Raw genomic sequence first — 24,831 nt, 5'->3', positions numbered from 1 at the left:
GTATTTACCGGATCGGTACTTTCAGAACATTCAACCGTTGCATCTGCAGGCACATTTAAAGTAGGAGCCACTGTATCTTCCACAGTTATGATTTGAACTCCAGTTGTTGTGTTACCACAATCGTCGGTTGCTGTCCACGTTCTTGTAATAGTTTCGGTGTTACCACAATCGGCAACAGAGGTATCGTTGAAGGTAACGGTTACCTCACCACAGCTATCCGTCGCTGTTGCGTCTCCTGTATTTATTGGATCGGTGCTTTCAGAACATTCAACAGTTGCATCTGCAGGCACATTTAAAGTAGGAGCCACTGTATCTTCCACAGTTATGATTTGAACAGCTGTTGCTGTGTTACCACAATCATCAGTAGCTGTCCATGTTCTTGTAATAGTTTCGGTGTTACCACAATCGGCAACAGACGTATCGTTAAATGTAATGGTCACCTCACCACAGCTATCCGTCGCTGTTGCTTCTCCTGTATTTACCGGATCGGTACTTTCAGAACATTCAACCGTTGCATCTGCAGGCACATTTAAAGTAGGAGCCACTGTATCTTCCACAGTTATGATTTGAACAGCTGTTGCTGTGTTACCACAATCATCAGTAGCTGTCCATGTTCTTGTAATAGTTTCGGTGTTACCACAATCGGCAACAGACGTATCGTTAAATGTAATGGTCACCTCACCACAGCTATCCGTCGCTGTTGCTTCTCCTGTATTTACCGGATCGGTACTTTCAGAACATTCAACCGTTGCATCTGCAGGCACTATGATAGTTGGATCCGTCGTGTCTACGATATTAATAGTCTGTGTAGCACTGGTAATATTGCCACATTGATCTTCTAAAGTCCACGTTCTTGTAATGGTAGATTCGTTATTACAACTTCCAGCGACAACCACATCTGTATAGGATGGCTCAAGACTTAAGTTACAATTATCGTATTCATCTGACACATCACCTGTGATATTCAGATCCGTTGGGTCTTGATCACACTCAATAGTGACATCCGAAGGCACCGTAAAGGTTGGTGGTGTTGTATCATCTATGGTAATTAGTTGGACATCGCTTGTTGTATTTCCGCAAATATCTGTCACCGTAAAAGTTCTAGTCACAGTTATCGGACAAGTTCCAGAATTGGTATCACTATAGCTTATAGACTCTATGGCTTCATCATCAGAGGCTATACCATTGCCACCTAGAGCTGCTTGCAGCTGTTCTAAAGTTATAACAGTTGATGTCTCTCTATATGGTAAATCACTAATAGCGCTCGTTCCACAACCTTCCAAACTATAATCATCAGGTGCTGTGATTTCTGGGGCTTCGGTATCCGTAACTGTTAAGGTGATTTCTATAGGTGTTGGATCGGCACATCCAGTACTATCTTGGACATACACGGTATATGTTCCAGCGGACAGATTGTTAAAAGTACCGGTTGTGTTGTCAAAATTAATGTTATCTAAGCTAAAATAATAGGGTGCAATTCCACCACTTGGAATTACTGTGATTGAACCATTAGCAGTATCATCACAAGTTGGATCTATATGATCTTCTATACTTTCTGAACCATTAACACTTACAACGGTGATGTCAAATTCACATGACAACTCTACTGGCTCTCCGTTTTCAGGAGTGTAGGTAGCTGTATACGTTACGGTCGTTTCACCAGGTACGAAAGTGTCTCCTGGATTGTGAGAAGATGTCACCACAAAATTAATACCTCCAGCACAAGCCGCATCAATGAGTGTCGCATCAAAAAACAAACTATTGACTTCAATTTTATCTCCACCATTGGCATCTGGGCTATCATAATTGAAACGTAATTTATATGCGCCACTAGGAACCGTATTAGGAATGACAATAGTTTGTTGGCCATCAGTCGTTATTCCTGAAATTTGGTCTGTATATACCACAGCATTGGTATCTGGATCGATGACAGATAAAGTCCAATTAACAGTAGCTGTTACATCCACCAAATCAATATTGATAGGTGCGCCGTCACTAGTGTCAAAATAGAGCGTTGGTGTTGTGAAAAAGGCATCGTCATAAATAGAACCAGAACCCGTAGATTGAAAAAGTCTTAGATTATCCGTTCCAACTCTTTGTACATAGTTGAATTCCCAGCAATCATCAGAAAACGTGTTTTCAGGTAGATCAAATTCCATGTTAAAGGAATAATTGTCACCATCTACAGACGTACAACATTGATATTCGAATGTAGGAGGTGTCCAAAACATGATGGCTTCCATATTTTCATCAGCACATCCAATTTCAACAGGAGGTGGGCAATCAAATACTTGAATATCACAAGTTTGTATTTCAGGCTGAATAATTGTAACATCAATAGACTCCATCGTTGTTATACAGGAGTTTGCATCCGATACCGTAAGCGTGTAAGTTCCGGCAGGAAGCCCAGAAAGATCCTCAGTATTTGCGGTAAAACCGTCAGGACCAGTCCAATCATACGTATAAGGTGGAACACCACCAGTCACTGTAGCATTAATACTGCCTGTGCTTTCACCATAACACAAAATATTATTTTGATTATATGAAATTTCAATAGGTGTATACGGTGTTCCTACCGTTATGACTTGAACAAAGGTTTCGCTAATTTCACCACAGGCATCTGTAAACGTCCATGTATTTGTATAAGTCCCTGTATTTGGGTTATTACTATCTTCCATAAATTCCCCAGACTCCTTAACATAAGTAAAGTTGCAGATATCTGTTTCAGGTTCTAAGTTTTGTGCATTCGCTAATCCATCAACATCAGAACATGCTAATGATACATCTAGTGCACCTTCAGCAGTTGCCCAATCGGCAGAAGGTTGTTGTACTTCCACTTGAATAGGAAGAAGATCTCCAATATTACAAGCAAGCACAGAGGCAGAGCTCAATGTGGTTTGTTGATTAGGATTTTGTACGCCATTAAAAGTGGCGGCAAACTGAAATTCGAAATCTAAATCACAATCGGTTTCAAGAAAATAACAAGCATCTTGAAGTACCAATTCAAAATTGACATCAAGACTCTGATCACCTACATCTAGCAAGCCATCATTAAAATCAAAAGTTAATTCATTAGTGCTGTTGTCAAAATTGAAAGTGACTCCTGATGGCAATGAATTGACAATCACATCACTTACCTGTGGTGGCAAGGTTGTCGCCATAGAAAAATCAACAGCGTCATCATTACCTGTATTCAGAATATCAAATGAATACCCAAGTGTTGATCCTGGAGCAGTAGGGTTGGACCCTGATTCAAGAACGATATCAATTGGTGATAAATTAGGAGACCATACTTCTACGGCAAATCCTAGTAAGTAAAGGCCGTAAGTCTCTTGATTAGATGTCAATCTGAAGGTCGCTGACGTTTGATCGTTATCTATAATGAGATTTCCAGAGTTGTTTAATGGAAAAATAGCAGCATCAAAACCAAGCGTATTTGTACTAGCCGGTAAACGGTTAGTAAAGTTGTTGGTACCTAGAGTAATTCGACTATTAAAAAAATTGTTACTGTCTCTTAAAGGTGCCTGTAAATCAACAAAATTACCTGCGACATTTTGAATTTGTAGTTTATCACCAGATAAATCTCGGTCTCCTTCCAATGCACCGATAATGACATCAGCGTCAACAGCACCTTGAGGCACTGTTTGAAAGCCGTTAAAAGAAATATCAAATCCATTATTTACGGCAGTGACTTGTGCATAACCATCAAATAAAGTGATATTTCTTGCCGGTAATTTCGGGCTTTCATAAACGAATACAATTTGCCATCCACCAGACGTACCAGTAATGCTTAAATCATGACCAGTAAGACTTCCGGTTTTAGCTTCAACATTGGCAACTTGATAAGCGCCAAAAGCATTATTTAATGATTGTACTTGTGCCGTGATATCTTTAAAACAGATATATGGATCATTGTTTATATGTGGATTTTGGTCTCTTCCTCTGTAGATCACTTCATCTGCAGTCACTGTGGTATAAGTAGTCTCTCCAGGAAGCATTAATTTGACGTCATTATAATTCCAGTTAGGCTGATTTTCAGAGTTAATATCTGTTGTTGGCTCTCTATCAGCCGCAGCCCAATACAGGAATACTTTTTTTAATGACAAGCATTCAAGACTAGGAGCTGGATTCGATAAATTTGCTCTTGAAGAATTGAAAGTACTTGGATCATTATCTATATCGACATAAACGTTATCAGTGAAACTATGGTTACCAGCTTCACCATTATAATTTGTAGTGGCAGATCTGGACAATACATTGTTTGCAATCATCGTGATGTCGCCGTGAACCGTTTCATTATATCTCGGTTGGAAGGCATCTAATACTTGACCATGTGAAACATAGCCTAAGCAGAGCATCAATAAAAAGATGATACGTTGTTTGGTATTATGATTAATAGCGGTTTTCATAAATACGTATGAGTTTAGATTTAACTATGACTAGTTAAATTTGGATGGATCTGGGATTAATGATTTAATCAAAATGGTATTACTTAGAACAGTGCCATTGTTTGTGACAGCTTTTACTTCAGTACAATTCCATTTATTGTTTAACGAATTATTGTTTCTTGATAATTTGAGATAAAAATTTAAAATATCTCCAGAACCAAGGACAGTATTATTTAGTTCACTGACTTTATCTTTCTTTAAAAGACGCTTTGCTAAAGGCACTTGTACTTCAGGACTTAGTCCGTCACAATTCTTGTCCTTAGCAGAAATCTTAAAACTAGCATTGTTGCTGCCAATATTGGTAATGCGCAATACATAGAATTGCTCAGGTTCAGTGTTGGGTCTGTCAGCACCTGACATGATTTTTAATTCAAGTGGCTGTTGACCATACGTTAATAGCGTCGCTAGAAATACTAGCATCAGCATCATAATTTTTTTCATAGAATACTATTTAAACTATCTTGTTTCGCTTTGCGATGTTACTTAAAAGTAAAACTGACGGGAGCTTGTAGGCCTTAATCAGAATTCCATTTTTTTTTGAGGGAAGTACATTGGCAACCAATGCGTGGTAAATGGATAAATTAATTTATTTTTGATTTGGGGTCATAAAACATTGTTATTAAACTTAACAAATGAACTCATTAGTTATACCTTTGACAAATATAAATGTTGAAGAGACGAAAATAATCGTTAAAACGGAATTATCCAACATTTTATCGATAAAAATTGCATTTAATCGAATAACATATGAAAACAATCATACTAACACGACATGCCAAATCTTCATGGGAATTTGATGTTTCTGATCGCGAACGACCTTTAAAAAAGCGTGGATTTAAGGACGCGAACTTAGTTTCAAAAGCATTCAAACGAGAGAGGATTGACTCAGATGCCATATTTTCTAGCCCAGCCAATAGAGCACTTTCCACATGTAAAATATTTATGAAAAACTTGAATGTTGATCCGAAAAACATTCAAATTAAGGAAGATTTATATGATTTCGGAGGTGATAATGTTATCACATTCTTGAAATCTCTTGACGAGAATTATCAAAAGGTTATGATTTTTGGTCACAATCATGCATTCACATCAATTTGCAATATATTTGGTGATAAATTTATCGATAATGTACCTACCAGTGGTCTGGTTGTTATAGATTTTGAGGTGAACACCTGGAAAGACATTAAAAAAGGTATAACGAAATTAACGATTTTCCCAAGAGATTTAAAATAATGACAAAAGACAAAAATAGTTATATCAATAGAGAGTTAAGTTGGCTTCAATTCAATGAACGCGTATTGCAGGAAGCAGCCGATGAAAGTGTTCCATTAATAGAGCGCTTTCGTTTTTTAGGAATTTTCTCAAATAACCTCGATGAGTTCTTTAAGGTGCGTTATGCGACGGTAAAGCGAATCGATGAAGCCGGAAAAGGTGGTAAGAGCGAGTTGGGTATCAAAGCTGCAGAATTGCTAGAAATCATTACGCAAGTAGTGATTAAACAGCAAAGTGAAAGTTTGGATATTTTAAGTAATATTCAAAAGAAATTGGAAGATGAAAATATCTATATCATTAATGAAACACAAGTTGATGACGAACAACACCAATTTATTAAAGACTATTTTATACAGCAAATTAGTCCGGCTTTAGTAAACATCATCTTGAATGATTCTGTGGATTTACCATTGCTAAAAGATAGTGCGGCTTATTTAGCTGTAAAAATGGAATTAACGAATCAAAAAAAGCAATTTGCGCTTATAGAAATCCCCAAATCGATGGATCGATTTATCGTTCTTCCTAAAAAAGGAGATAAAAGTTACATCATGATTCTTGACGATTTGTTGCGCTATTGTTTAGATGATATCTTCAATATCTTTAGCTACACAAGTATTACGGCTAATATGATTAAGATTACGAGAGATGGTGAGCTTGATTTTGATAGTGATTTGAGTAAAAGCTTTATTGATAAGATTTCTGATAGTGTGAAGGATAGGCAAATAGGTGACCCAGTTCGATTTGTATACGATAAAACCATTGACGAAAAGACCTTACTTTATCTTATGACAAAGATGGGAATTGACTCTAGAGATAGTGTGATTCCTGGTGGGAGATATCATAATAGACGCGATTATATGGATTTTCCAAGTCTGGGAAGAACAGATTTATTGTACAAAAAAATCAAGCCACTTCAAATTAAAGGACTGAGTTTGGAAAGCAGTATTTTTACGTCTATCTCTCAAAGAGATTATTTGCTGCATACGCCTTATCAGACTTTTTCATATATCGTAAAGTTTTTGAGGGAAGCTGCCTTAGATCCGCAGGTTAAATCGATTAAGATCACGATTTATCGCTTAGCTCAAATTTCTCATATTGCCAGTTCCTTAATTAACGCGGCAAAAAACGGCAAAAAGGTAACAGTTGTGATAGAATTAAGAGCGCGTTTTGATGAGCAAGCTAATATCAATTATGCCGAACAAATGCAAGATGAAGGTGTTAATTTATTATTTGGTGTAAACGGACTCAAAGTACATAGTAAAATTTGTGTTATAGAACGAGAAGAAAACAATACTTTAAAGCGTTATGGTTTCATCAGTACTGGTAATTTTAATGAGTCAACGGCTAAAATCTATACCGATTTTACCTTGTTTACAGCTAACTCCAAGATATTGAAAGACGTCAATAAAGTCTTTAACTTTTTTGAAATCAATTATCGTATTTATAGATACAAACATATCATTACTTCGCCACATTACACGAAAACAAAGCTGTTTGCCTTAATTGACAAAGAGATTGAAAATGTCAAACATGGTAAACCAGCTTTTATCAAACTTAAATTGAATAGTATTTCAAGTTATAAGATGGTAGACAAACTCTACGAAGCGAGTAGAGCAGGTGTTAAAATCCAAATGATTGTACGTGGTATCTGCTGTTTAGTACCAGGAATTAAAGGTATGAGTGAAAATATTGAAGTCATAAGTATTGTCGATAAATTTTTGGAGCATACAAGACTTTATGTATTTTGTAATGATAATGATACCAAAGTTTATATCTCCTCTGCAGATTGGATGACACGAAACATTGAAAATAGAGTGGAAGTAAGCTGTCCAATTTATCAGGAAGATATTAAGCAGGAATTACTCGACATATTTGATATTTGCTGGAGAGACAATGTTAAGGCTCGCGTTATCGATGAATCACAGAGTAATGATTATAGACGAAATAATGAACCTAAAGTAAGAGCACAATTTGCGCTATATGATTATTTTAAAGAAAAACTAACATCCTAGTATGCTGACTATAAAAAAATATGCGGCTATTGATATTGGTTCAAATGCTGTCAGATTATTAATTTCCAACATCATAGAACAAGAAGGACAAGCGCCAAAGTTTAAGAAAAGTTCTCTGGTTCGTGTCCCTATTCGTTTGGGTTCCGACGTGTTTATAAACGGGAACATTTCCGAAGAGAATACACATCGGATGTTGGATACAATGACCGCTTTTAATTTACTGATGAAATCACACAAGGTAATTGCTTACAAAGCTTGTGCTACGTCTGCGATGCGTGAAGCAAAAAACGGGAATGACATTGTTAAATTAATATCGAAAAAAGCAAAAATAGATATAGATATCATTAATGGTGAAGAAGAAGCGGCCATAATAGCGGCTACAGATTTAAATTCCTACATCAAAGAGGATAAAACCTATCTCTATGTAGATGTTGGTGGCGGAAGCACAGAGTTTTCCGTGATTCATCTGGGTGAAACCGTCGCATCCAAATCGTTTAAAATAGGGACGGTGAGATTACTGAATGATATTGTAAAAAAGGAAACTTGGATGGAGCTTGAAGAATGGGTAAAGCACAATACACAGGTCTATGACCAATTAGACTTGATAGGATCAGGCGGAAATATTAATAAAATATTTAAGATTTCAGGAAAAGCACTGGGCAAGCCATTAACTTACTTCTATCTCACTACCTATTACAATAAACTACAAACCTATTCTTACGAAGAACGTATCACAGAATTAGAATTGAATCAAGATCGTGCTGATGTGATCATTCCTGCTACGAGAATTTATTTATCTGCCATGAAATGGAGTGGTGCTAAGGATATATATGTGCCAAAAATAGGGCTATCCGATGGCATTATTAAAAGTATTTATCACAATACGGTATCAAGTGTGATGGTTTAATGTGGTCTTATCGTGTATTTTGGTGCATCAGCTAATATTTATTTTGTAATTTTATTTTTCATCATATATTAGCCGATGATAAGTGGTACAGTGATTTGACGGCTTATTCTAAGATCCCAATTTAAAAAACTTAATTAAAATATTTATGTATATGAAATCATTACTATTTACTTTTTTATTAATCACCTTTACTTCGGTAACCTTTGCTCAAGAGATAAGTTATGGTGTAAGAGGTGGATTAAATATTTCAAATTTGGACTTTGATCCTGATGCCACTTTTTCGAATCAACATCGAAACGGATTTGCTTTTGGTGGATTCGTAGATTATGGCGTGAGTGATCAGTTTTCTGTATTAGTGGAACTGCAATATTCTGCAGAAGGTGCTAAAGCCGATGAACTGAGAGCCGATTATATTCAAATGCCAATCATGGCACGATTTGCCATAAACGATCATATTACCTTAGGTGTTGGACCAATGGTGAGTTTAAAAACTTGGGAAGAGCGTGATGGCTTCTCCACATTTACATTTTCTGGAATTGGTGGTGTAGAGTATATGATTACCGATGAACTATTTGTTGATGCACGTGTTCATTACGGTTTAAGCAATATTTTGGATGAAGATTTGACAGATCTCGAAGCTCAAAACACGACGTTTCAATTTGGCTTCGGAATAAAAATATAATCTTATAGACTTAAGATTTTCAATAAAGCTTCAGTTCTGCTGAAGCTTTTTTTGTGACGTACTAATTAGGATTTGTAAAGGGTTTCTATAGCTTGATAAAATTAGCCATGAATGGTTTCTTTTTTGCTCAAATCTTTCATAATATCCGCTTCATAACCTAAGAGTTCTTCCCATTTTTTGTCAACTTCTTGTCGTTCACCATACTGTCTTGCAAATCTTAAAAACATGGTGTAATGATTCGCCTCACTCACCATCAATTTTCTATAAAATTCAGCCAATTCCTTATCTTTTAATTCTTCAGATAATAAGCGAAAGCGTTCGCAGCTTCGCGCTTCAATTAAAGCGGCATACAAAAGGCGATGAACTAATTGGGTGGTTCTACTGCCTCCCTTTGGAAAGAATTTTAAAAGTTGGATGACATAATCATCTTTGCGGTCTCTTCCTAATACCCAACCTCTCGCGATAATTTTGTCATGAACCATTTTAAAATGGCTTATTTCTTCTTTGACAAGAGCGGTCATTTCTTGTACTAACTCTGTGTACTCAGGAAAACTAACGATCAATGAAATGGCTGTACTCGCTGCTTTTTGCTCACAATAAGCATGGTCTGTTAGGATATCTTCAATATTTTTTTCTACGATGTTGACCCAACGAGGATCTGTTGGTAGTTTTAATCCGAGCATCATGAGGTGTAATCTTTAATTAAAGTGATCAATTCATTGCCTTCTCTGTCTACTAGCAATTCATAAAGTTGATATGTGTGATCTTTAGGATTCATAAAAGACAGGTTCAATACCACCTTTGTAGGATCTGAATGTTCCTCATCCACCCATACATGCTCCAAGGTAGCATAGCGCCAAAAATGACTATTGGAATACGCTGAAAAATTCTTGGCTGAAATGTGTTTATCAAATATCATTTTGTCTGCAACTTTAATATTAATTTCAGACTCAAAAACGCGATGATAATGCGCCGATTTCGACTTCCCGTTTATAGATTCTTTTATTAAGATTCCCGTATCAGATAGAGAGTGATTTACGATACTAACATGAAAGGTTTTTGAAACAATAGAATCTGTTTTTATTTTAACATAATCTTCTGGATAATAAGTTTTTATATCTAAGGACTTATATTTATTATTAAACTCATGAACAGCATGTTCTAAACGTTCTTTTTTACTAGACCTACGATCACAAGAACATATGGTGACCGCAAAAATGCACGTTAAAATAAAGACTATTTTTTTCATGTAGAATGCTTTTAAATATCCAACCCAAAGGTCTTTTTTAGAATTTCAATATTCGGATTTTTTTCCTTTAATTTTTCATATTTTTCTTGGGCAGTAAATGCATATTTTTTAGAAACTTCTTCATTGACATGAATCACTAATTTTAAATCAAAATTCATTAACGTTTTTCTCAGATGTTCCATAAGTGGATGCTGAGCTCTCTCCAATTCTACTTTTAAGGTGTCGTTTGGAAATTCTAAATGAATGTCGGTTCCTTCTAGTTTAGGCTGATCCATTTCTAATATAGAAGCCATAATTTTTTCACCACTCTTATGCAATTTAGAGATATAAGAAGACCAAGCCTCTTGAAATTGTACTTCCGTAAATTCTTCTGTTGGTAGATCTTCTACATCGATAACTACCTCCATTTGTTTGATTTGATGTTCTTTTTTGGCGCGTATACTTTTAAGGGATAACCCTGAAGTCCGTTGGTCTTTTTTTAAATCAATGGTAGGCACTTTGTCTTCAACAAGTTCAGGCTGTGGTTCTGGTTCAACAGTTGGCGCTTTGCTAAGGTTTTGATTTTTTTCTTTTTTGGGAATGTCAATTGGTATTGGTGTAATTCCCTTAGCTTTAAAATAGGAAGGTGGAATTATGTAATGTTTGCTATTTTTTTTTTCTCCATCAAAAGTGATAGAGGCAAGTTGCATGAGGCATAATTCAACCAATAAGCGTTGATTTTTACTGCTTTTGTATTTAAGATCACAGTCATTGGCCAACTCGATGCCTTTTAAAAGAAAATCCAGAGGTGATTTTCGAGATTGTTCTAAGTACTTAGTCTTAGTATCTTCACCAACTTCTAATAGCTCAATGGTCTTTTCATCTTTACAAACTAACAAATCTCTAAAATGAGAGGCTAAACCTGTAATATAGTGATGTCCGTCAAAACCTTTAGAAAGTGTTTGATTGTACTGTAAGAGTAATTCAGGGATCTTGTTCTCCAAAATTAATGCTGTACTGGTAAAATAGGTTTCATAATCTAATACATTCAAGTTTTCCGTAACAGCTTGTCTTGTAAGCTCCTTTCCAGAAAAACTAACGACACGATCAAAAATAGAAAGTGCATCTCGCATAGCGCCATCTGCTTTTTGAGCGATGATATGTAAGGCGTCATCTTCGGCATTAATACCTTGTTCTTCAGCTATATATTTCAGGTATGCTTTCGCGTCTTTGACCGTAATTCTTTTAAAATCAAAAATCTGACAACGCGATAATATGGTGGGTATAATTTTGTGCTTTTCCGTAGTGGCTAATATAAAAATACAATGTTTTGGAGGCTCTTCAAGAGTTTTCAGAAACGCATTAAAGGCGGCCTGAGACAACATATGAACTTCATCAATGATATAGACTTTATATTTTCCTACTTGAGGAGGAATTCTAACCTGGTCGGTCAGATTTCTGATATCATCCACAGAATTATTAGAAGCGGCATCTAACTCAAAAATATTGAAAGCAAAATCCTCATCTTCACGTTCAGAACCGTCACTATTAATCATTTTAGCTAGAATTCTTGCACATGTTGTTTTACCAACACCTCTCGGACCAGTAAACAACAAAGCCTGCGCTAAATGATTATGCTCTATGGCATTCAGTAACGTGTTGGTAATGGCTTGCTGACCCACAACGTCTTTAAACGTTTGAGGTCTATATTTACGAGCAGATACGATGAAGTGTTCCATTGGAATTACTTAGAGTAACAAAGTTAAAAAACTAGGCGTAAATTCTAAATGAAATACTGCCAAGTTTGATGGAGTTATTAACACAAGCATACATAAAAAAGCTTCTTAATAATTCATCAATGTCAAGAGCATTTGAATCCCTCGAGGATCTAATTCGCCATTGCTAAATCCGGTACTTCCTACAATTTCGAGATCTGAAGCTTTATATAAATAAAAAAGGGCATAGCCGTTACTACTAGTTCGTGTGGTTTCAACACCAGCAAATTCTCTTGTCTTGGTACGAGGTCTTTGTGCAATGAAGATTTCTCTTAAAAATAAAATATCTGATTGCTTATTGATTATGGCATCATCTATCAACGACTTATCAACAAACTGATAAGGATATTGATAAAGCTTATCCATCTCTTTAAGCAGTTTTTTTGACACATTATTTTTATCGATCAATAAGGTTTTATGCGCTAGAGAATCTTTTAAAAACTGCGAATAATACTTCGTCTGATCTCTCACTAGGTTTTTGTAATTATCGCCCATTTCCAAGTCTACTTGTAGATTTTTTAGAGTAACCATGAAATCTGCTACTGAATTATAATTATCATCCCTAATATCTGGAATGGCTTTATAGTGCACAGACATTTTGTTTTCTAATAGCCCAATAAGAATACTACTTGCAGGTGCATTCGACTGCAAGGGCGTTAAAGTGTAATGTAAATAGGCATATTTTTTGGCTTCGTCTTTATCTTTAGAAAGCGCTTTCCATTCGTCTGTCGATATATATTTTACAGATGGAGAGAGGGTCCAAACTTCCTCAATAGCTTTTTTAATTGTTTCTTCAAAACCGTCATAATCACCGTAATTGAAAACGAGAAGCGGCCTTTGTTTTAGTTCGTCAATATATTTTGCTGCTTTTTTATCGGTGCCCATTTGTGCAGTGGCACCTAAGCTAAGAATAGCAAGAATGAAGGTAAGTACTGTTTTTCTCATTGTTTATGTTTATAATTCTGAATAGAAATATAAAAAAAATTAATGAAAGAATGTTGTATTTTTGCACCCAAGTAAATCGCCTTATCGCTATTTGTTTTCAAATGGAGGAAAGTCCGAACACCATAGTGCAATCATAGTGGTTAACAGCCATCCATCGCGAGGTGAGGAAAAGTGCAACAGAAAGAATGTACAGGTCATGCTGTAGTGAAATCAGGTAAACTCTATGTGGTGCAATGTCATGTAAACTAGTGTTTGAGCGTGCACGCGCGATGCTAGAGGGTAGGCAGCTAAAGTTTGCTGGTAACAGTAAATGTAGATAAATGATAAGGATCGAAACTCATGAAGTTTTGATACAGAATTCGGCTTATAGATTTACTTTTGTTATAAAGACCCTTTATTCTATTAATAAAGGGTTTTCTTTTAGCATTCAGTACGATCTATTCAAAAAAGCTAAACATATTACCACCATAACTCTTTGCGTATGAATAATGTTCTAGATGGGATAAATCTGTATGCTTAGAATGCTCAACTATGAGTAGTCCGTCTTCTTCCAAAAGATGGTTTTCAAATACCAGCGCAGGTATTTTAGCAAATTCTTCAACAGGAAAGTCATAAGGTGGATCTGCAAAAATGATGGTATGTTGCTGTTTGGTTTTTTCCAAGTATTTAAAGACATCACTTTTAATGGTGGTAATTCCCATGTCGAAACTTTCGGAGGTCTCATTGATAAATTTGATACAGCCATAATTCTCATCCACCGCAGTAATGCTTTCCGTTCCTCGAGACGCAAATTCATAACTGATGTTGCCTGTACCTGCAAATAGATCAAGGACTGTGATATCATCAAAATAATAATGGTTATTGAGGATATTGAATAGGGATTCCTTAGCCATATCGGTCGTAGGCCTAACCGGTAGTTTTTTTGGAGCCGTGATACGTCGCCCTTTATAAAGTCCAGATATAATGCGCATTAATTAAAACTATTTAATAATATAAAATGATGACGGTCTGCATTTTCTAAGTCTATTTGGCTCAAGTCAAAACCGTATTTTGGATACATTAATTCTACGAAACGCACATATTTATACAAAACACCAAACAAAGCTTCATCTTCATTTATAGAGCCAGAAAGCACTGTTTTAATAGTTTCGGTATCGAGTTCTAGTTGTTCAATTGTAAAGAGGATGTAGTATATAAAATCTTCTTTTGTACTATACTCAAACGTATTGTAGAAGATAAGTTTGTCTCCATTCATACAAACAATCTCGAAGGATGTTGGATTGACATGCACAAACAAGGTAGGCGCATTATCATTATGATATTTTTGTAAAATTGTTTCGATTAATACCGTAGAGGCGTGCTTATAATCGAAAGTACCGAACGTTTCAAAAATATAATTATTGATATTCACTAAAGGGACGTAGACATTTTTACAGTCTATTGATAAACTGTCGTAATTAATGTAGTCTGTTTTCAATATTTTGGCATTAAACTTTAAATAGTCAGCCAGATTATTCTCATCAAAATACGCGTCTGGAACCAAACAGGATAGTTCATTTTGATAAATACATGTGATGGTATCAAATGCTTGATTGCTATCGATATGTGTATCAAAAACCTCTTTTAATTGATTCAACAAATCGAATGGTGACGATTTTTTATCCAGAGGTTTATGGTGAAGTTGTTCAATCGTGTTGTTGGAACGATTCAATATACAAAAAGAAAGTCCATTCAAACTAATTTGAATGGACAATGCTTTTATATGATTCTGATTCAAGGAATTAATCTTGACTATTAAGGTTTTTAGGCCAGTTTCCTTTGGTATAGGCTTCCGTCATAGAACCTACTTGTAATTTAGGTCCATTAACGCCATCTACAGAAACGACTTCTTTTTCTTTCGCAACAAGGTTCTTGTCTTGATCAAAGAGGATTACTGCTTTATCAACAGAAGCTTCAAATACAGCAATATTCGTCTCTGGTAATTTACCAGCTTTCAATTCAAATTTTGCTCCTGGTTCTCCAACAGGAACATTCATCATAGTTTTATATCTGGTGTCTGCTCCGAATAAAGAGTCTTTTACTGGTACAAATCCAAGTGTATCTATCACGACGATATCTTTAGTCATTTCTACACCACCAAAACGTTTTGTCAATTCTTCATCAATTACTGTTGAATCCTTACGTTGTGTAATGGTGAATTTAGCAGTGTCTATAAATGTGATAAGTTTATCGAAATCACCAGAGAACGTTCCCGTGACAGATCTGTGTGCCAATTCAGCATCTCTGATGTCTTTTAGTTTAGTAATCACTTTTTGGTATCTGTCGGCCTTTAGTTTGTTGAATTTAATTTCACCGTAAACTGAATCGAAAGTTAAGTAACCTAAAAATATGATAAGCGCCCATAGCACTAAATTGAGTACAGGTTTTAACTTTTTTGGCACAAATTTATCTATGAGCCAAACAATACCAATCGTAAGCAAAATAAGACCTACAACTACAAGAATTACATTTAACATAGTTAGTTTTTTTATATTTTGTTAAGGAGTTACGCAAATCTACAACTTTTTTTTATTCGTTAAAATAATGTAGACAAAAAACAATTAAAGTTGAAAGATATAAAATAAGTTTCATATTATATAACAAAACTTAAGATCAAAACCTATAAAAAGGTTAGCGCATTATATACTATATTGCGATTCAATTGTATATCAATTATTTAAATGACTGCATCAGATTTCTATAAATTACTTGTCCAAAAATTTCCTTTTACCCCAACTAATAAGCAACTTGTAGCTTTAGAGCAGTTATCACAATTTATTTTTAGTGAAGTTCCTAATAGCATGTATTTGCTCAAAGGATTCGCAGGAACTGGTAAAACAAGTATTATTGGTGTGCTGGTTTCCAATTTATGGGAGACCAAAAAAAGTGCCGTTTTAATGGCGCCTACAGGTAGAGCTGCAAAGGTAATCTCCAACTATTCTAAGAAGGAAGCCTTTACGATTCATAAAAAAATTTATTTTCCGAAGAAAGAAAAAGGCGGAGGTGTGAAGTTTGTCAAGCAACCTAACAAACACCGAAATACCATTTTCATTGTGGATGAAGCCTCTATGATTTCTGATACACCTACCGATGCTAAAAATTTCGAGAGTACTTCCTTATTAGATGATCTCATCAGCTATGTCTACTCTGGACATAAATGTAAGTTACTGCTCATTGGAGATAAAGCGCAGTTACCACCTGTTAAGTCCGATTTGTCACCTGCTTTAAACCAAGAACAATTGGATTTGAATTACAACAAACAAGTGACAACTATTGAATTAGACGAAGTGGTAAGACAGAATCAAGAATCAGGAATTTTATCTAATGCCACAAGAATGAGAGAGGTACTTCAAAATGAATTCTATGAATCTTTTAAGTTCAACCTCACAGGATTTGAAGATATTGTTCGATTAATTGATGGTCATGAAATTATGGATGCCATAAATGACTCCTACAGTGCCAACGGTCATGAAGAAACGGCCATTATTGTGAGAAGTAATAAACGCGCTAACCTCTATAATCAACAAATCAGAAATCGTATTTTGTTTAATGAAAATGAATTGACTGTTGGTGACTTTCTGATGGTGGTTAAAAACAATTATTTTTGGATAAAGCCGACCACAGAAGCCGGATTTATTGCTAATGGTGATATCATTCAAGTATTAGAGATTTTTTCAATTATTGAATTGTATGGCTTTAGATTTGCTGAAGTCAAGGTACAAATGGTCGATTATCCTAAGATGCGACCTTTTGAAACCGTGTTGCTTTTAGATACGATTGAAGCGGAAACACCATCTTTAACTTATGAAGATAATAATCGCTTGTATCAAGAGGTTCAAAAGGATTACGAAGATGAATCTTCGAATTATAGAAAGTTTTTAAAAATTAAAGGGAATAGACATTTCAATGCCCTACAAGTTAAATTTTCATATGCCATTACTTGTCATAAGTCGCAAGGCGGTCAATGGCACACGATTTTTGTAGAACAACCTTATTTGCCAAATGGTATTGATAAGGACTATATGCGTTGGTTGTATACAGCGGCTACAAGGGCAAAAGAAAAATTATACCTTATTGGTTTTAAAGATGAGTTTTTTGAAATTAAATAACGTTATATGATGACACCAGAAACGCTTATCAGTATTTTTTTAGGTATTGGCTTATCCGCTTCAGTGGGCTTTCGTGTTTTTGTGCCACTTTTTGCATTGAGCTTGGCCGCTTATTTTGATGTTTGGGAATTGAATGAATCTTGGCAGTGGATTGGTAGTATGACGGCCGTAATTACCTTGGGCGTCGCAACACTTGTTGAAATTTTTGCTTATTACATTCCTTTTGTTGATAATGTCCTAGACACCATTGCTATTCCTCTAGCTGCAATAGCAGGAACAGCGGTCATGGTTTCAACGGTTGCAGATTTGAGTCCTGTGATTACTTGGGCTTTGGCTATCATCGCCGGAGGTGGAACAGCTGCAGCAGTCGCCGGAAGTTCTGGAGCTACACGCTTAGCTTCTTCCGCAACAACTGGTGGTGTTGGGAACCCTGTAGTCTCAACGGTAGAAACAGGATCATCAGTAATCATGTCGATTCTTTCAATTTTTATCCCGTATCTCGCCTTTTTTGTCGTCGTATTGCTTTTGTTTATGATTTACAAGTTTTATAAAAAGATTAAACGTTCAAAGGACTGATTCTGTACTAAAAGTTATATTTTTGATTTCTTACTTATATTTACCTTATGAAGATAATATCAATGATTCCTGCACGCTATAGCGCTTCCCGTTTCCCTGGAAAACTGATGCAGGATTTGGCAGGTAAAACAGTCATACAAAGAACTTATGAAGCTACGGTCGCTACCAATCTTTTTGATGAGGTATATGTAGTAACCGACAGCGATATCATTTTTGATGAAATCAGTAAGCATGGCGGAAAAGCTATTATGAGTACTAAAACTCATGAATCTGGTAGTGATCGTATCGCTGAAGCTGTGGCAGATTTAGACGTTGATATTGTGGTGAATGTGCAAGGCGATGAGCCTTTTACAGAACGGGACAGTTTAGAGAAAGTTTTAGAGGTTTTTAAAGAAGATCACCATGGCGAAATAGATTTAGCTTCCCTTATGGTTGAAATCCACGACTGGGAGGAAATAAATAATCCGAATACCGTTAAGGTGATTGTCGACCAACAAAATTTTGCATTGTATTTTTCGCGTCACGCTATTCCCTTTCCTCGAGATAAAAATGCGGGCGCTCGATACTTTAAACACAAGGGAATTTATGCTTTTAGAAAGCAAGCATTATTGGATTTTTATGAACTTCCTATGCAGTTTATAGAAGCGACTGAAAAAATAGAATGTATTCGCTATCTGGAATATGGAAAGCGCATTAAAATGGTAGAAACTTCAGTGGAAGGCGTTGAGATTGATACGCCAGAGGATTTGGAGCGTGCAAAAAAACTGTGGAAATAATTGAATAATCAGTACCAACATATCAAAGTCATTGGTTTTGACGCCGACGATACACTTTGGGTAAATGAAACCTATTTTAGAGAGGCAGAATTGTCCTTTGCGAAATTATTAGCCCCTTTTGAAACTGCCAATAAAATTGATCAAGAGCTTTTCAAAAAAGAAATTGAGAATTTACCAGTATACGGTTATGGGATAAAAGGATTTGTTTTGTCTATGGTTGAAATGGCTATAGAACTTTCCAATAACACCATCTCCAATCAAGTGATATCCGATATTTTAGATATTGGCAAAGACATGTTAAATAAACCTGTAGAATTGTTAGAAGGTGTGGAGGATACGTTGAAAACTTTGTCACAGTCCTATCGTTTGATATTGGTTACAAAAGGTGATTTACTGGATCAAGAGCGTAAATTAGAGAAATCTAATCTTAGCGATTATTTCCATCACATTGAGGTGTTGAGCGACAAAAAAGAACAGAATTATTCTAAATTATTGAAACATCTAGATATTTCGCCATCTGAGTTTCTAATGGTTGGAAATTCCCTTAAATCAGATATTTTGCCTTTAGTCAATATTGGAGCTCAAGCGGTACATGTGCCTTTTCATACCACTTGGTTACATGAACAAGTTCATGAGCAGGAAGTAAAAGATAAATCATATGGTACGTTGAAAAGTTTGTCCGATTTAAAAAGTCTTTTCAATTGATAGAGGTAATCAACTTAAAATCTTGGAAACGTCGGTCGCATTTCGAGCATTTTATGGGTTTGAAAGACCCGTATTTTGGTGTGACCATCCCTTTAGATGTGACAACAGCTTATCAATACGCTAAAACTAATAACATATCATTTTTCGGTAAGTATTTGCATGACTGTATGAAGGCAATGAATGCTATTGATGAGCTGAAATTAAGAATTGTTGAGGGTTCAGTAGTTAAATTTGACACGATTAATGCCTCAGCGACCCTAATGAGACCAAATAAAACATTCGGTTTTTCTTATATAGCGTACGATAAAAGGTTAGCACAGTTTTTAAAAAATTTAGAAGCTGAGAAACAGCGTATTGAACATTCAGAGGCGCTATATCCATTGCGTAATGACGACGCCTGTATTCATTGTTCTGCCTTGCCTTGGCTGAATATAACAGGCCATAAGGAGCCCGTTTCCGGGAAGGAGGAATCCATTCCGAAGTTAGCGTTTGGTAAAACATGGCGTACAGAAGGGAAACAAGTGATGATGTCGATGTCTATTCAAGTTAATCATGCCTTGGTTGATGGATATCATGTCGGATTGTTTGCTGAAAAATTCCAACATTATTTAAATAAGTAAAGATAAATCCAACTATGTTTTTATTTTTGTTACACGAAGACGAGTAAATGAGTTATAAAAATTATCCAATGGTGTCCAGAGTAGTGTTTGGACGAGGCAGTTTTAATCAATTAGGTGATATCTTAACACCTAAACGCTTAAATACTAAAGCACCATTTATTTTTTTAATTGATGATGTGTTTAAAGGTAATTCCTTGATGACATCTAGAATACCATTAGCATATGACGATCAGCTAATTTTTATCTCTGCTGATGAAGAACCTAAAACGTCGCAGGTTGATGAATTGGTAGAGAAAATCATTTTATCCTATAAAGATAGACCATCGGGAATTATTGGAATAGGAGGAGGCACCATCCTCGACCTCGCCAAAGCGGTAGCCATAATGCTTACGAATGAAGGCGAAGCAAAAGATTATCAAGGTTGGGATTTAGTAAAAACACCAGCTATTTATCATGTTGGAATTCCAACGATTTCTGGAACGGGTGCTGAAGTTTCCCGAACCACAGTACTTACCGGTCCTGAGAAAAAATTAGGAATTAATTCTGATTACACGCCTTTTGATCAAGTTATTTTAGACCCAGAATTGACCAAAGGTGTTCCCAAAGATCAGTGGTTTTATACAGGCATGGATTGTTATATCCATTGTATTGAATCTTTGAATGGGACTTACTTGAATGCTTTTAGCAAAAGTTATGGCGAAAAAGCTTTTCAATTATGTCGCGAGATTTTTATAGAAGATACCTTGTCTGAAACTGAAGCTCAAGATCAATTAATGATGGCTTCTTGGCATGGTGGTATGAGTATCGCTTACTCGCAAGTGGGCGTAGCACATGCAATGAGCTATGGTCTCTCTTATTTGTTAGGAACTAAACACGGCATAGGTAACTGTATCGTTTTTGATCATTTAGAAGAATTTTATCCTGAAGGTGTTGAGCTGTTCAAACAAATGAAAAAGAAACATGGTATTGAATTACCACAAGGACTTTGTGCAAATCTTCATGATGATGAATTTGATATTATGATAGATGTGGCACTAGGGTTGGTACCACTATGGGAAAATGCACTTGGTAAAAACTGGCAGCAAAAGATGACGCGTGAAAAGTTGAAATCACTTTATCAAAAGATGTAATATGCGATGGTTAGCCAGACTTCTCTATTTCAAAATTTTAGGATGGACCGTTACTGGGAATAAAACCTTTTCAAAAGACACTTTGAAAAAAGTTGTGATTATCGCAGTGCCTCATACGAGTTGGCATGATTTCTTTATTGCCATTCTTTTGAGAAAAGTAGTCGGTTTAAAAACAAACTTCGTAGGAAAAAAGGAACTATTTACTTGGCCTTTTGGCTATTATTTTAGAGCTGTAGGAGGTTCTCCTTTGGATCGTACTTCCGGACAGAACAAAGTAACAGCCATTGCCAAACTTTTTGAAGATAAAGAGGAGTTTCGATTAGCACTTGCTCCTGAAGGTACGCGAAAAAAAGTGCAAGAATGGAAAACAGGCTTTTACTACATAGCAAAGGCAGCAAATGTTCCAATTATTATGTTTACGCTAGACTTTAAAAATAAACAGAATCATGTATCTGAACCTTTTTATCCCACCGATAATATTGATGCCGATTTTAAGTTTATGAAATCTTTCTATAAAGGAGTTATTGGTAAAAAACCTGAATATTCTTAGCTCACTTGACTGAGCTTTGCTGAAGCCATAACGACTGTTTGTGCTTCTTTCTAGCGCACTGTATTTCAGTAATTTATGTTGATTTAAAAACTTTGGTATACATTTTGATTTTATAAAAATGTAATCAAACACTGAAACATAAAGTAAACTACATAGTCCCTAAAAAGAAACAGATATTGGTTATTACAAAAGCTATTTGAGGCATATCAAGTAGCTTTTTTTATGGAAGTTGCTTTTCATATTTGGATAACAAGTGATTGGTTTTATGCCTTAATTTGTTTTTAAAGAATAAGGTTCTTCCTAAAACCAAACCTTTAAAGCCTAAGGCTTGTTTCGACCATTTATATAAATCGAAATGATCGGTGTGCTTAATTATTTTTCCTTCATGGAATTCAAACTGTGCCGTAATAGTATTATGCACTTTGCGTCCTGTTTTACTGAATGTATAAAACGCTTCCCACATGGCACTACCTGTATCACCATGAGATACGATATTTGAATAAACAATTCTAAAATCTTTTCCTTTTTGGGACTCGCAAAGCATGCGCCACATATTTCCTGCACGTTCTCCTTTTAAAACACCGAATGCTGGGTCTTCAAATACGATGTCGTCATGGTAGCAGGACACCATGGTTTCAGCATCCAATTCGTCAAATGCTTTGTAAAATGTTTCTATCAATAATTCCATATTTAAAGATAGTGAAATTGTACTTAAAAGTGCTATTGACATACAATGTTAAGACCCATAAAAAAGTTAAGATTATCATAATCTCAAAAGTTTGTTAAACCATAAACCAAACCTATGCGTATATAGATTAAACAACAACATAAAGTTTTAAAATTGATTATTTTGATGAAAGGGCATCTTATAAGAAGGTGCTCTTTTTTTGTTTTAAAACCAAAGTTTAGAAAATTACGTAGATATGTATGTAGTGATAAAATTGATTGATTTAAATTGCTATGAGAAAGAGAAAAGACCATCGATTTGATGGTCTTTTCATTTTTTTAAAAAGTGTTGTAATTAATACATACTTTTAATCTTCTTTAGTTTTTCCTGCCAAATATCGAGGTCTTTCTTATGACGATTTACGTTTTTTATAACCTCTTTTACCAGCGGATTACTGTCGTCAACATTTGAGAAGAATTGCATGTTGTTTTCCAACTGATTAATCTCTCCTTTGATTTCAGAAATTCGTTTTCTAATAAAATTTTGTTCGTTATCAAGTAATCTCGTGTCATTCGGTTGTGACAAACTCTCTAGTTTATTTTCAAACTTGATCATCTCCAATTTGGTTTTATCCATATCCAATTGTCCGAATAACTGATCGAGCGCTTTATTGAACTTACCATCGATATATCGTTTATTCGAAGGAACATGCCCAATAGCTTTCCATTCCGATATTTTTTCCTTGATCGTTTTAATATCCTTTTCTGGTGTTCCTGATAATTTTAAGGCGTTAACCTCTGTTAACAATTGATTTTTCTTTTCGTAAGCCTCCATTAATTCTTTGTTGGCTTCGTTGCGTTCAGCATGTAATCTGTCAAAATAGGCATTGCATGCGCCTTTAAACTGTTTCCAGATTTTATCGCTGTCTTTTCTAGGAACATGCCCAATCTTCTTCCAATCACTTTGAATTTTTTTCATCAAAGGTGTGGTAGCAGCAAAATCCTCATTGTCTTTATTATCTAATGCAATTTGAATAAGAGCTTTCTTCTTTTCTAAATTCTCGTACTGGTCTTTTTTAAGACTCTTGTAAAAAGCATTTTTATTTCTGTTAAACACTCTTACTGCACCTTTAAATTTAGACCAAGTAGCTTCATTGTGCTTTAAAGGAACTTTGCCAGCACTGAAAAACGCTTCGCGTAATGCTTCAATAGCCTTGATCTTTTTTTGCCAAGCTTGATGCGAACTACTTGTGTCTGAAGCAATCGCCTCAATTTTAGAAATGATGTCTTCTTTTCGCTCTAAATTCTTTTCACGAGCCTTGTCCAAATCGGCATAATATGCTTGACGCTTGTCATGAATAGTTTTTGTGGCATTACTAAATCGTTCCCAAATAGCTTCACGATGTTCTTTTGCAACAGGTCCTAAATCTTCTTTCCAAAGTTTGTGTAATACTTGTAATTCTCTAAAAGATCGATTGATATTATCATCTTTCGCTAATTCTTCTGCGCGTTCTATGATTTTGGTTTTTTGCTCTAGGTTATGCTTAAAATCCATATCCCGCAAATCACGATTCAAATGGAGAAAATCATAAAAAATTTCCACATGGTGATGATAAGAATTCCAAGCATTGTTGTATCGATCTCTAGGAATTGGCCCAGCGTTTCGCCATTGTTCTTGTAAGTCCTTAAAGTGCTTATAAGTTGTGTTTATATTTTCTTCAACATTGATAAGTCCTTTGATTTCCTCAATGATCTTCAATCGGTTGTCAAGATTAGCCTGTAAATTGTTTTCACGCTCTTTGTAGTAAGCGTTGAGTTTATTTCTATAAGTCTTATAAGCAGCATTAAAACGCTTTTTAACAGGAGAGGCATAGTAGAAGTCTATTTCATTACCACCCTCACTCACAAATTCTTCTTTTTTTTCATCCAGTAAGGCATCAAATTTTGAGTTAAACTCTGATTTGATCTCGTCAACTTGTGCTTTTATATTTTGAATCTTATGGTTCTCAATGAGCTGCTCTAGTTCAATAGCAAGTTGTTCCATAGACATGGCATGATAATCCTTGGATTCCAATTCATGACGTTCAGCGTTGCTTTCATCTTCTGCGTCCTCAGCATTGGCTTCGTCTATTTCATCTACATGAGCATCCGAAGCTTTTTTTTCTGAATTTTCCGCAACGCTTTCTTTAGCTTCCTGTGCTTCTGTTTTGCTTTCTACTTCTGATGCAGATACCTCTTGACTCCTTTGATCTTCCACGGTTGTGGTCTCTTGATCGCTGTCTGTCATAGCTGCTTCTGTAGTGTTTGTGTCATCTGTTTGAGATGTCTCAACTTGGTTAGATTCTTTCGTTCCGTCTGCGTCTTGCAGGTTTTCCTTCTCCGACATTTTTC

22 protein-coding genes and 1 other RNA gene are annotated in these 24,831 nt (G+C 35.6%); 12 read left to right on the top strand and 11 right to left on the bottom strand.

Features of this window, described 5'->3' with window-relative positions; translation table 11 throughout:
* On the bottom strand, positions 1–4,409 hold a 4,409-nt coding region (locus ACU8DI_RS07060), incomplete at its 3' end, for an HYR-like domain-containing protein (protein WP_447112056.1).
* Positions 4,410–4,439: 30 nt separating this feature from the next.
* A complete protein-coding gene (locus ACU8DI_RS07055; RefSeq protein WP_447112055.1) occupies positions 4,440–4,889 on the bottom strand; it encodes a hypothetical protein in 450 nt (149 codons plus the stop codon).
* 306 nt (positions 4,890–5,195) lie between these two features.
* On the opposite strand from ACU8DI_RS07055, the gene ACU8DI_RS07050 reads away from it, so the two are divergent.
* The 4 genes from ACU8DI_RS07050 to ACU8DI_RS07035 all read left to right on the top strand — a co-directional run bounded on the left by ACU8DI_RS07050 (position 5,196) and on the right by ACU8DI_RS07035 (position 9,321).
* A complete protein-coding gene (locus tag ACU8DI_RS07050; RefSeq protein WP_447112054.1) occupies positions 5,196–5,681 on the top strand; it encodes a SixA phosphatase family protein in 486 nt (161 codons plus the stop codon).
* On the top strand, positions 5,681–7,732 hold the full coding sequence (gene ppk1, locus ACU8DI_RS07045; RefSeq protein ID WP_447112053.1) for a polyphosphate kinase 1: 2,052 nt from the start codon (positions 5,681–5,683) through the stop codon (positions 7,730–7,732). The genes ACU8DI_RS07050 and ppk1 overlap by 1 nt, the downstream gene beginning before the upstream one ends.
* Position 7,733: 1 nt before the next feature.
* The gene (locus tag ACU8DI_RS07040; RefSeq protein WP_447112052.1) at positions 7,734–8,639 is read left to right on the top strand and encodes a Ppx/GppA phosphatase family protein; all 906 of its coding nucleotides are present in this window, start codon (positions 7,734–7,736) and stop codon (positions 8,637–8,639) included.
* Positions 8,640–8,790: 151 nt separating this feature from the next.
* Positions 8,791–9,321, top strand: coding sequence for a porin family protein (locus ACU8DI_RS07035; RefSeq protein WP_447112051.1), 531 nt, complete (start codon positions 8,791–8,793; stop codon positions 9,319–9,321).
* A 101-nt stretch (positions 9,322–9,422) separates the two neighbouring features.
* Here ACU8DI_RS07035 and miaE read toward each other — a convergent pair whose 3' ends face one another.
* The 4 genes from miaE to ACU8DI_RS07015 all read right to left on the bottom strand — a co-directional run bounded on the left by miaE (position 9,423) and on the right by ACU8DI_RS07015 (position 13,269).
* Positions 9,423–10,004 carry a tRNA isopentenyl-2-thiomethyl-A-37 hydroxylase MiaE gene (miaE, locus tag ACU8DI_RS07030; RefSeq protein WP_447112065.1) on the bottom strand — a complete coding sequence of 194 codons (582 nt, stop codon included), beginning with the start codon at positions 10,002–10,004 and terminating at the stop codon, positions 9,423–9,425.
* Complete coding sequence (locus ACU8DI_RS07025; RefSeq protein ID WP_447112050.1) at positions 10,004–10,570, bottom strand: hypothetical protein; 567 nt, start codon at positions 10,568–10,570, stop codon at positions 10,004–10,006. The genes miaE and ACU8DI_RS07025 overlap by 1 nt, the downstream gene beginning before the upstream one ends.
* 11 nt (positions 10,571–10,581) lie before the next feature.
* Positions 10,582–12,288 (bottom strand): DNA polymerase III subunit gamma/tau, encoded by a 1,707-nt coding sequence (gene dnaX, locus ACU8DI_RS07020; RefSeq protein WP_447112049.1) that lies wholly within the window; start codon positions 12,286–12,288, stop codon positions 10,582–10,584.
* A 105-nt stretch (positions 12,289–12,393) separates the two neighbouring features.
* A complete protein-coding gene (locus tag ACU8DI_RS07015; RefSeq protein WP_447112048.1) occupies positions 12,394–13,269 on the bottom strand; it encodes a hypothetical protein in 876 nt (291 codons plus the stop codon).
* A gap of 68 nt (positions 13,270–13,337) precedes the next feature.
* Here ACU8DI_RS07015 and rnpB point away from each other — a divergent pair.
* An RNA gene (rnpB, locus tag ACU8DI_RS07010) (RNase P RNA component class A) lies at positions 13,338–13,652 on the top strand.
* A gap of 54 nt (positions 13,653–13,706) precedes the next feature.
* On the opposite strand, the gene ACU8DI_RS07005 is transcribed toward rnpB, so the two are convergent.
* The 3 genes from ACU8DI_RS07005 to ACU8DI_RS06995 are packed head-to-tail and all read right to left on the bottom strand — an operon-like array spanning position 13,707 to position 15,785.
* A complete protein-coding gene (locus ACU8DI_RS07005) occupies positions 13,707–14,240 on the bottom strand; it encodes an RsmD family RNA methyltransferase (RefSeq protein WP_447112047.1) in 534 nt (177 codons plus the stop codon).
* Positions 14,240–15,046, bottom strand: coding sequence for a DUF3822 family protein (locus ACU8DI_RS07000; RefSeq protein ID WP_447112046.1), 807 nt, complete (start codon positions 15,044–15,046; stop codon positions 14,240–14,242). Before ACU8DI_RS07000 ends, ACU8DI_RS07005 begins: the two co-directional genes overlap by 1 nt.
* 4 nt (positions 15,047–15,050) lie before the next feature.
* Positions 15,051–15,785 (bottom strand): hypothetical protein, encoded by a 735-nt coding sequence (locus ACU8DI_RS06995; protein WP_447112045.1) that lies wholly within the window; start codon positions 15,783–15,785, stop codon positions 15,051–15,053.
* Between the two features lie 204 nt (positions 15,786–15,989).
* Here ACU8DI_RS06995 and ACU8DI_RS06990 point away from each other — a divergent pair, with 204 nt between their 5' ends.
* Genes ACU8DI_RS06990 through ACU8DI_RS06960 form a run of 7 tightly spaced genes read left to right on the top strand, consistent with a single transcriptional unit; the run spans position 15,990 to position 21,774 of the window.
* Positions 15,990–17,417, top strand: coding sequence for an ATP-dependent DNA helicase (locus ACU8DI_RS06990; RefSeq protein ID WP_447112044.1), 1,428 nt, complete (start codon positions 15,990–15,992; stop codon positions 17,415–17,417).
* Positions 17,418–17,426: 9 nt separating this feature from the next.
* Positions 17,427–17,993 carry a DUF4126 domain-containing protein gene (locus tag ACU8DI_RS06985; RefSeq protein ID WP_447112064.1) on the top strand — a complete coding sequence of 189 codons (567 nt, stop codon included), beginning with the start codon at positions 17,427–17,429 and terminating at the stop codon, positions 17,991–17,993.
* A gap of 47 nt (positions 17,994–18,040) precedes the next feature.
* Entirely contained in the window at positions 18,041–18,769 is a 729-nt protein-coding gene (gene kdsB / locus ACU8DI_RS06980) for a 3-deoxy-manno-octulosonate cytidylyltransferase (RefSeq protein WP_447112043.1), read from the top strand.
* Positions 18,770–19,474 carry an HAD family hydrolase gene (locus ACU8DI_RS06975; RefSeq protein WP_447112042.1) on the top strand — a complete coding sequence of 235 codons (705 nt, stop codon included), beginning with the start codon at positions 18,770–18,772 and terminating at the stop codon, positions 19,472–19,474. It begins immediately after the preceding gene.
* The gene (locus ACU8DI_RS06970) at positions 19,471–20,094 is read left to right on the top strand and encodes a CatA-like O-acetyltransferase (protein ID WP_447112041.1); all 624 of its coding nucleotides are present in this window, start codon (positions 19,471–19,473) and stop codon (positions 20,092–20,094) included. Before ACU8DI_RS06975 ends, ACU8DI_RS06970 begins: the two co-directional genes overlap by 4 nt.
* Positions 20,095–20,141: 47 nt before the next feature.
* Positions 20,142–21,224, top strand: coding sequence for an iron-containing alcohol dehydrogenase family protein (locus tag ACU8DI_RS06965; protein ID WP_447112040.1), 1,083 nt, complete (start codon positions 20,142–20,144; stop codon positions 21,222–21,224).
* Position 21,225: 1 nt separating this feature from the next.
* Positions 21,226–21,774, top strand: coding sequence for a 1-acyl-sn-glycerol-3-phosphate acyltransferase (locus tag ACU8DI_RS06960; protein ID WP_447112039.1), 549 nt, complete (start codon positions 21,226–21,228; stop codon positions 21,772–21,774).
* 220 nt (positions 21,775–21,994) lie between these two features.
* On the opposite strand, the gene ACU8DI_RS06955 is transcribed toward ACU8DI_RS06960, so the two are convergent.
* Together ACU8DI_RS06955 and ACU8DI_RS06950 are read right to left on the bottom strand one after the other, a co-directional pair.
* Positions 21,995–22,462, bottom strand: a complete 468-nt coding sequence (locus ACU8DI_RS06955) for a nuclear transport factor 2 family protein (protein ID WP_447112038.1) — start codon at positions 22,460–22,462, stop codon at positions 21,995–21,997.
* Between the two features lie 333 nt (positions 22,463–22,795).
* Positions 22,796–24,826, bottom strand: a complete 2,031-nt coding sequence (locus ACU8DI_RS06950; RefSeq protein WP_447112037.1) for a DUF349 domain-containing protein — start codon at positions 24,824–24,826, stop codon at positions 22,796–22,798.
* Positions 24,827–24,831: the final 5 nt, after the last annotated feature.

The sequence above is a fragment of the Psychroserpens sp. BH13MA-6 genome (assembly GCF_052983595.1).
Note: the sequence above shows the minus strand (reverse complement) of the source record. Positions and strands in the feature narration are given on the sequence as shown.

Coding starts and splice junctions, on each gene's coding strand:
- ACU8DI_RS07055 (WP_447112055.1), bottom strand. CDS start 4,889: ATGAAAAAAATTATGATGCTGATGCTAGTATTTCTAGCGACGCTATTA.
- ACU8DI_RS07050 (WP_447112054.1), top strand. CDS start 5,196: ATGAAAACAATCATACTAACACGACATGCCAAATCTTCATGGGAATTT.
- ppk1 (WP_447112053.1), top strand. CDS start 5,681: ATGACAAAAGACAAAAATAGTTATATCAATAGAGAGTTAAGTTGGCTT.
- ACU8DI_RS07040 (WP_447112052.1), top strand. CDS start 7,734: ATGCTGACTATAAAAAAATATGCGGCTATTGATATTGGTTCAAATGCT.
- ACU8DI_RS07035 (WP_447112051.1), top strand. CDS start 8,791: ATGAAATCATTACTATTTACTTTTTTATTAATCACCTTTACTTCGGTA.
- miaE (WP_447112065.1), bottom strand. CDS start 10,004: ATGCTCGGATTAAAACTACCAACAGATCCTCGTTGGGTCAACATCGTA.
- ACU8DI_RS07025 (WP_447112050.1), bottom strand. CDS start 10,570: ATGAAAAAAATAGTCTTTATTTTAACGTGCATTTTTGCGGTCACCATA.
- dnaX (WP_447112049.1), bottom strand. CDS start 12,288: ATGGAACACTTCATCGTATCTGCTCGTAAATATAGACCTCAAACGTTT.
- ACU8DI_RS07015 (WP_447112048.1), bottom strand. CDS start 13,269: ATGAGAAAAACAGTACTTACCTTCATTCTTGCTATTCTTAGCTTAGGT.
- ACU8DI_RS07005 (WP_447112047.1), bottom strand. CDS start 14,240: ATGCGCATTATATCTGGACTTTATAAAGGGCGACGTATCACGGCTCCA.
- ACU8DI_RS06995 (WP_447112045.1), bottom strand. CDS start 15,785: ATGTTAAATGTAATTCTTGTAGTTGTAGGTCTTATTTTGCTTACGATT.
- ACU8DI_RS06990 (WP_447112044.1), top strand. CDS start 15,990: ATGACTGCATCAGATTTCTATAAATTACTTGTCCAAAAATTTCCTTTT.
- ACU8DI_RS06985 (WP_447112064.1), top strand. CDS start 17,427: ATGACACCAGAAACGCTTATCAGTATTTTTTTAGGTATTGGCTTATCC.
- kdsB (WP_447112043.1), top strand. CDS start 18,041: ATGAAGATAATATCAATGATTCCTGCACGCTATAGCGCTTCCCGTTTC.
- ACU8DI_RS06965 (WP_447112040.1), top strand. CDS start 20,142: ATGAGTTATAAAAATTATCCAATGGTGTCCAGAGTAGTGTTTGGACGA.
- ACU8DI_RS06960 (WP_447112039.1), top strand. CDS start 21,226: ATGCGATGGTTAGCCAGACTTCTCTATTTCAAAATTTTAGGATGGACC.
- ACU8DI_RS06955 (WP_447112038.1), bottom strand. CDS start 22,462: ATGGAATTATTGATAGAAACATTTTACAAAGCATTTGACGAATTGGAT.
- ACU8DI_RS06950 (WP_447112037.1), bottom strand. CDS start 24,826: ATGTCGGAGAAGGAAAACCTGCAAGACGCAGACGGAACGAAAGAATCT.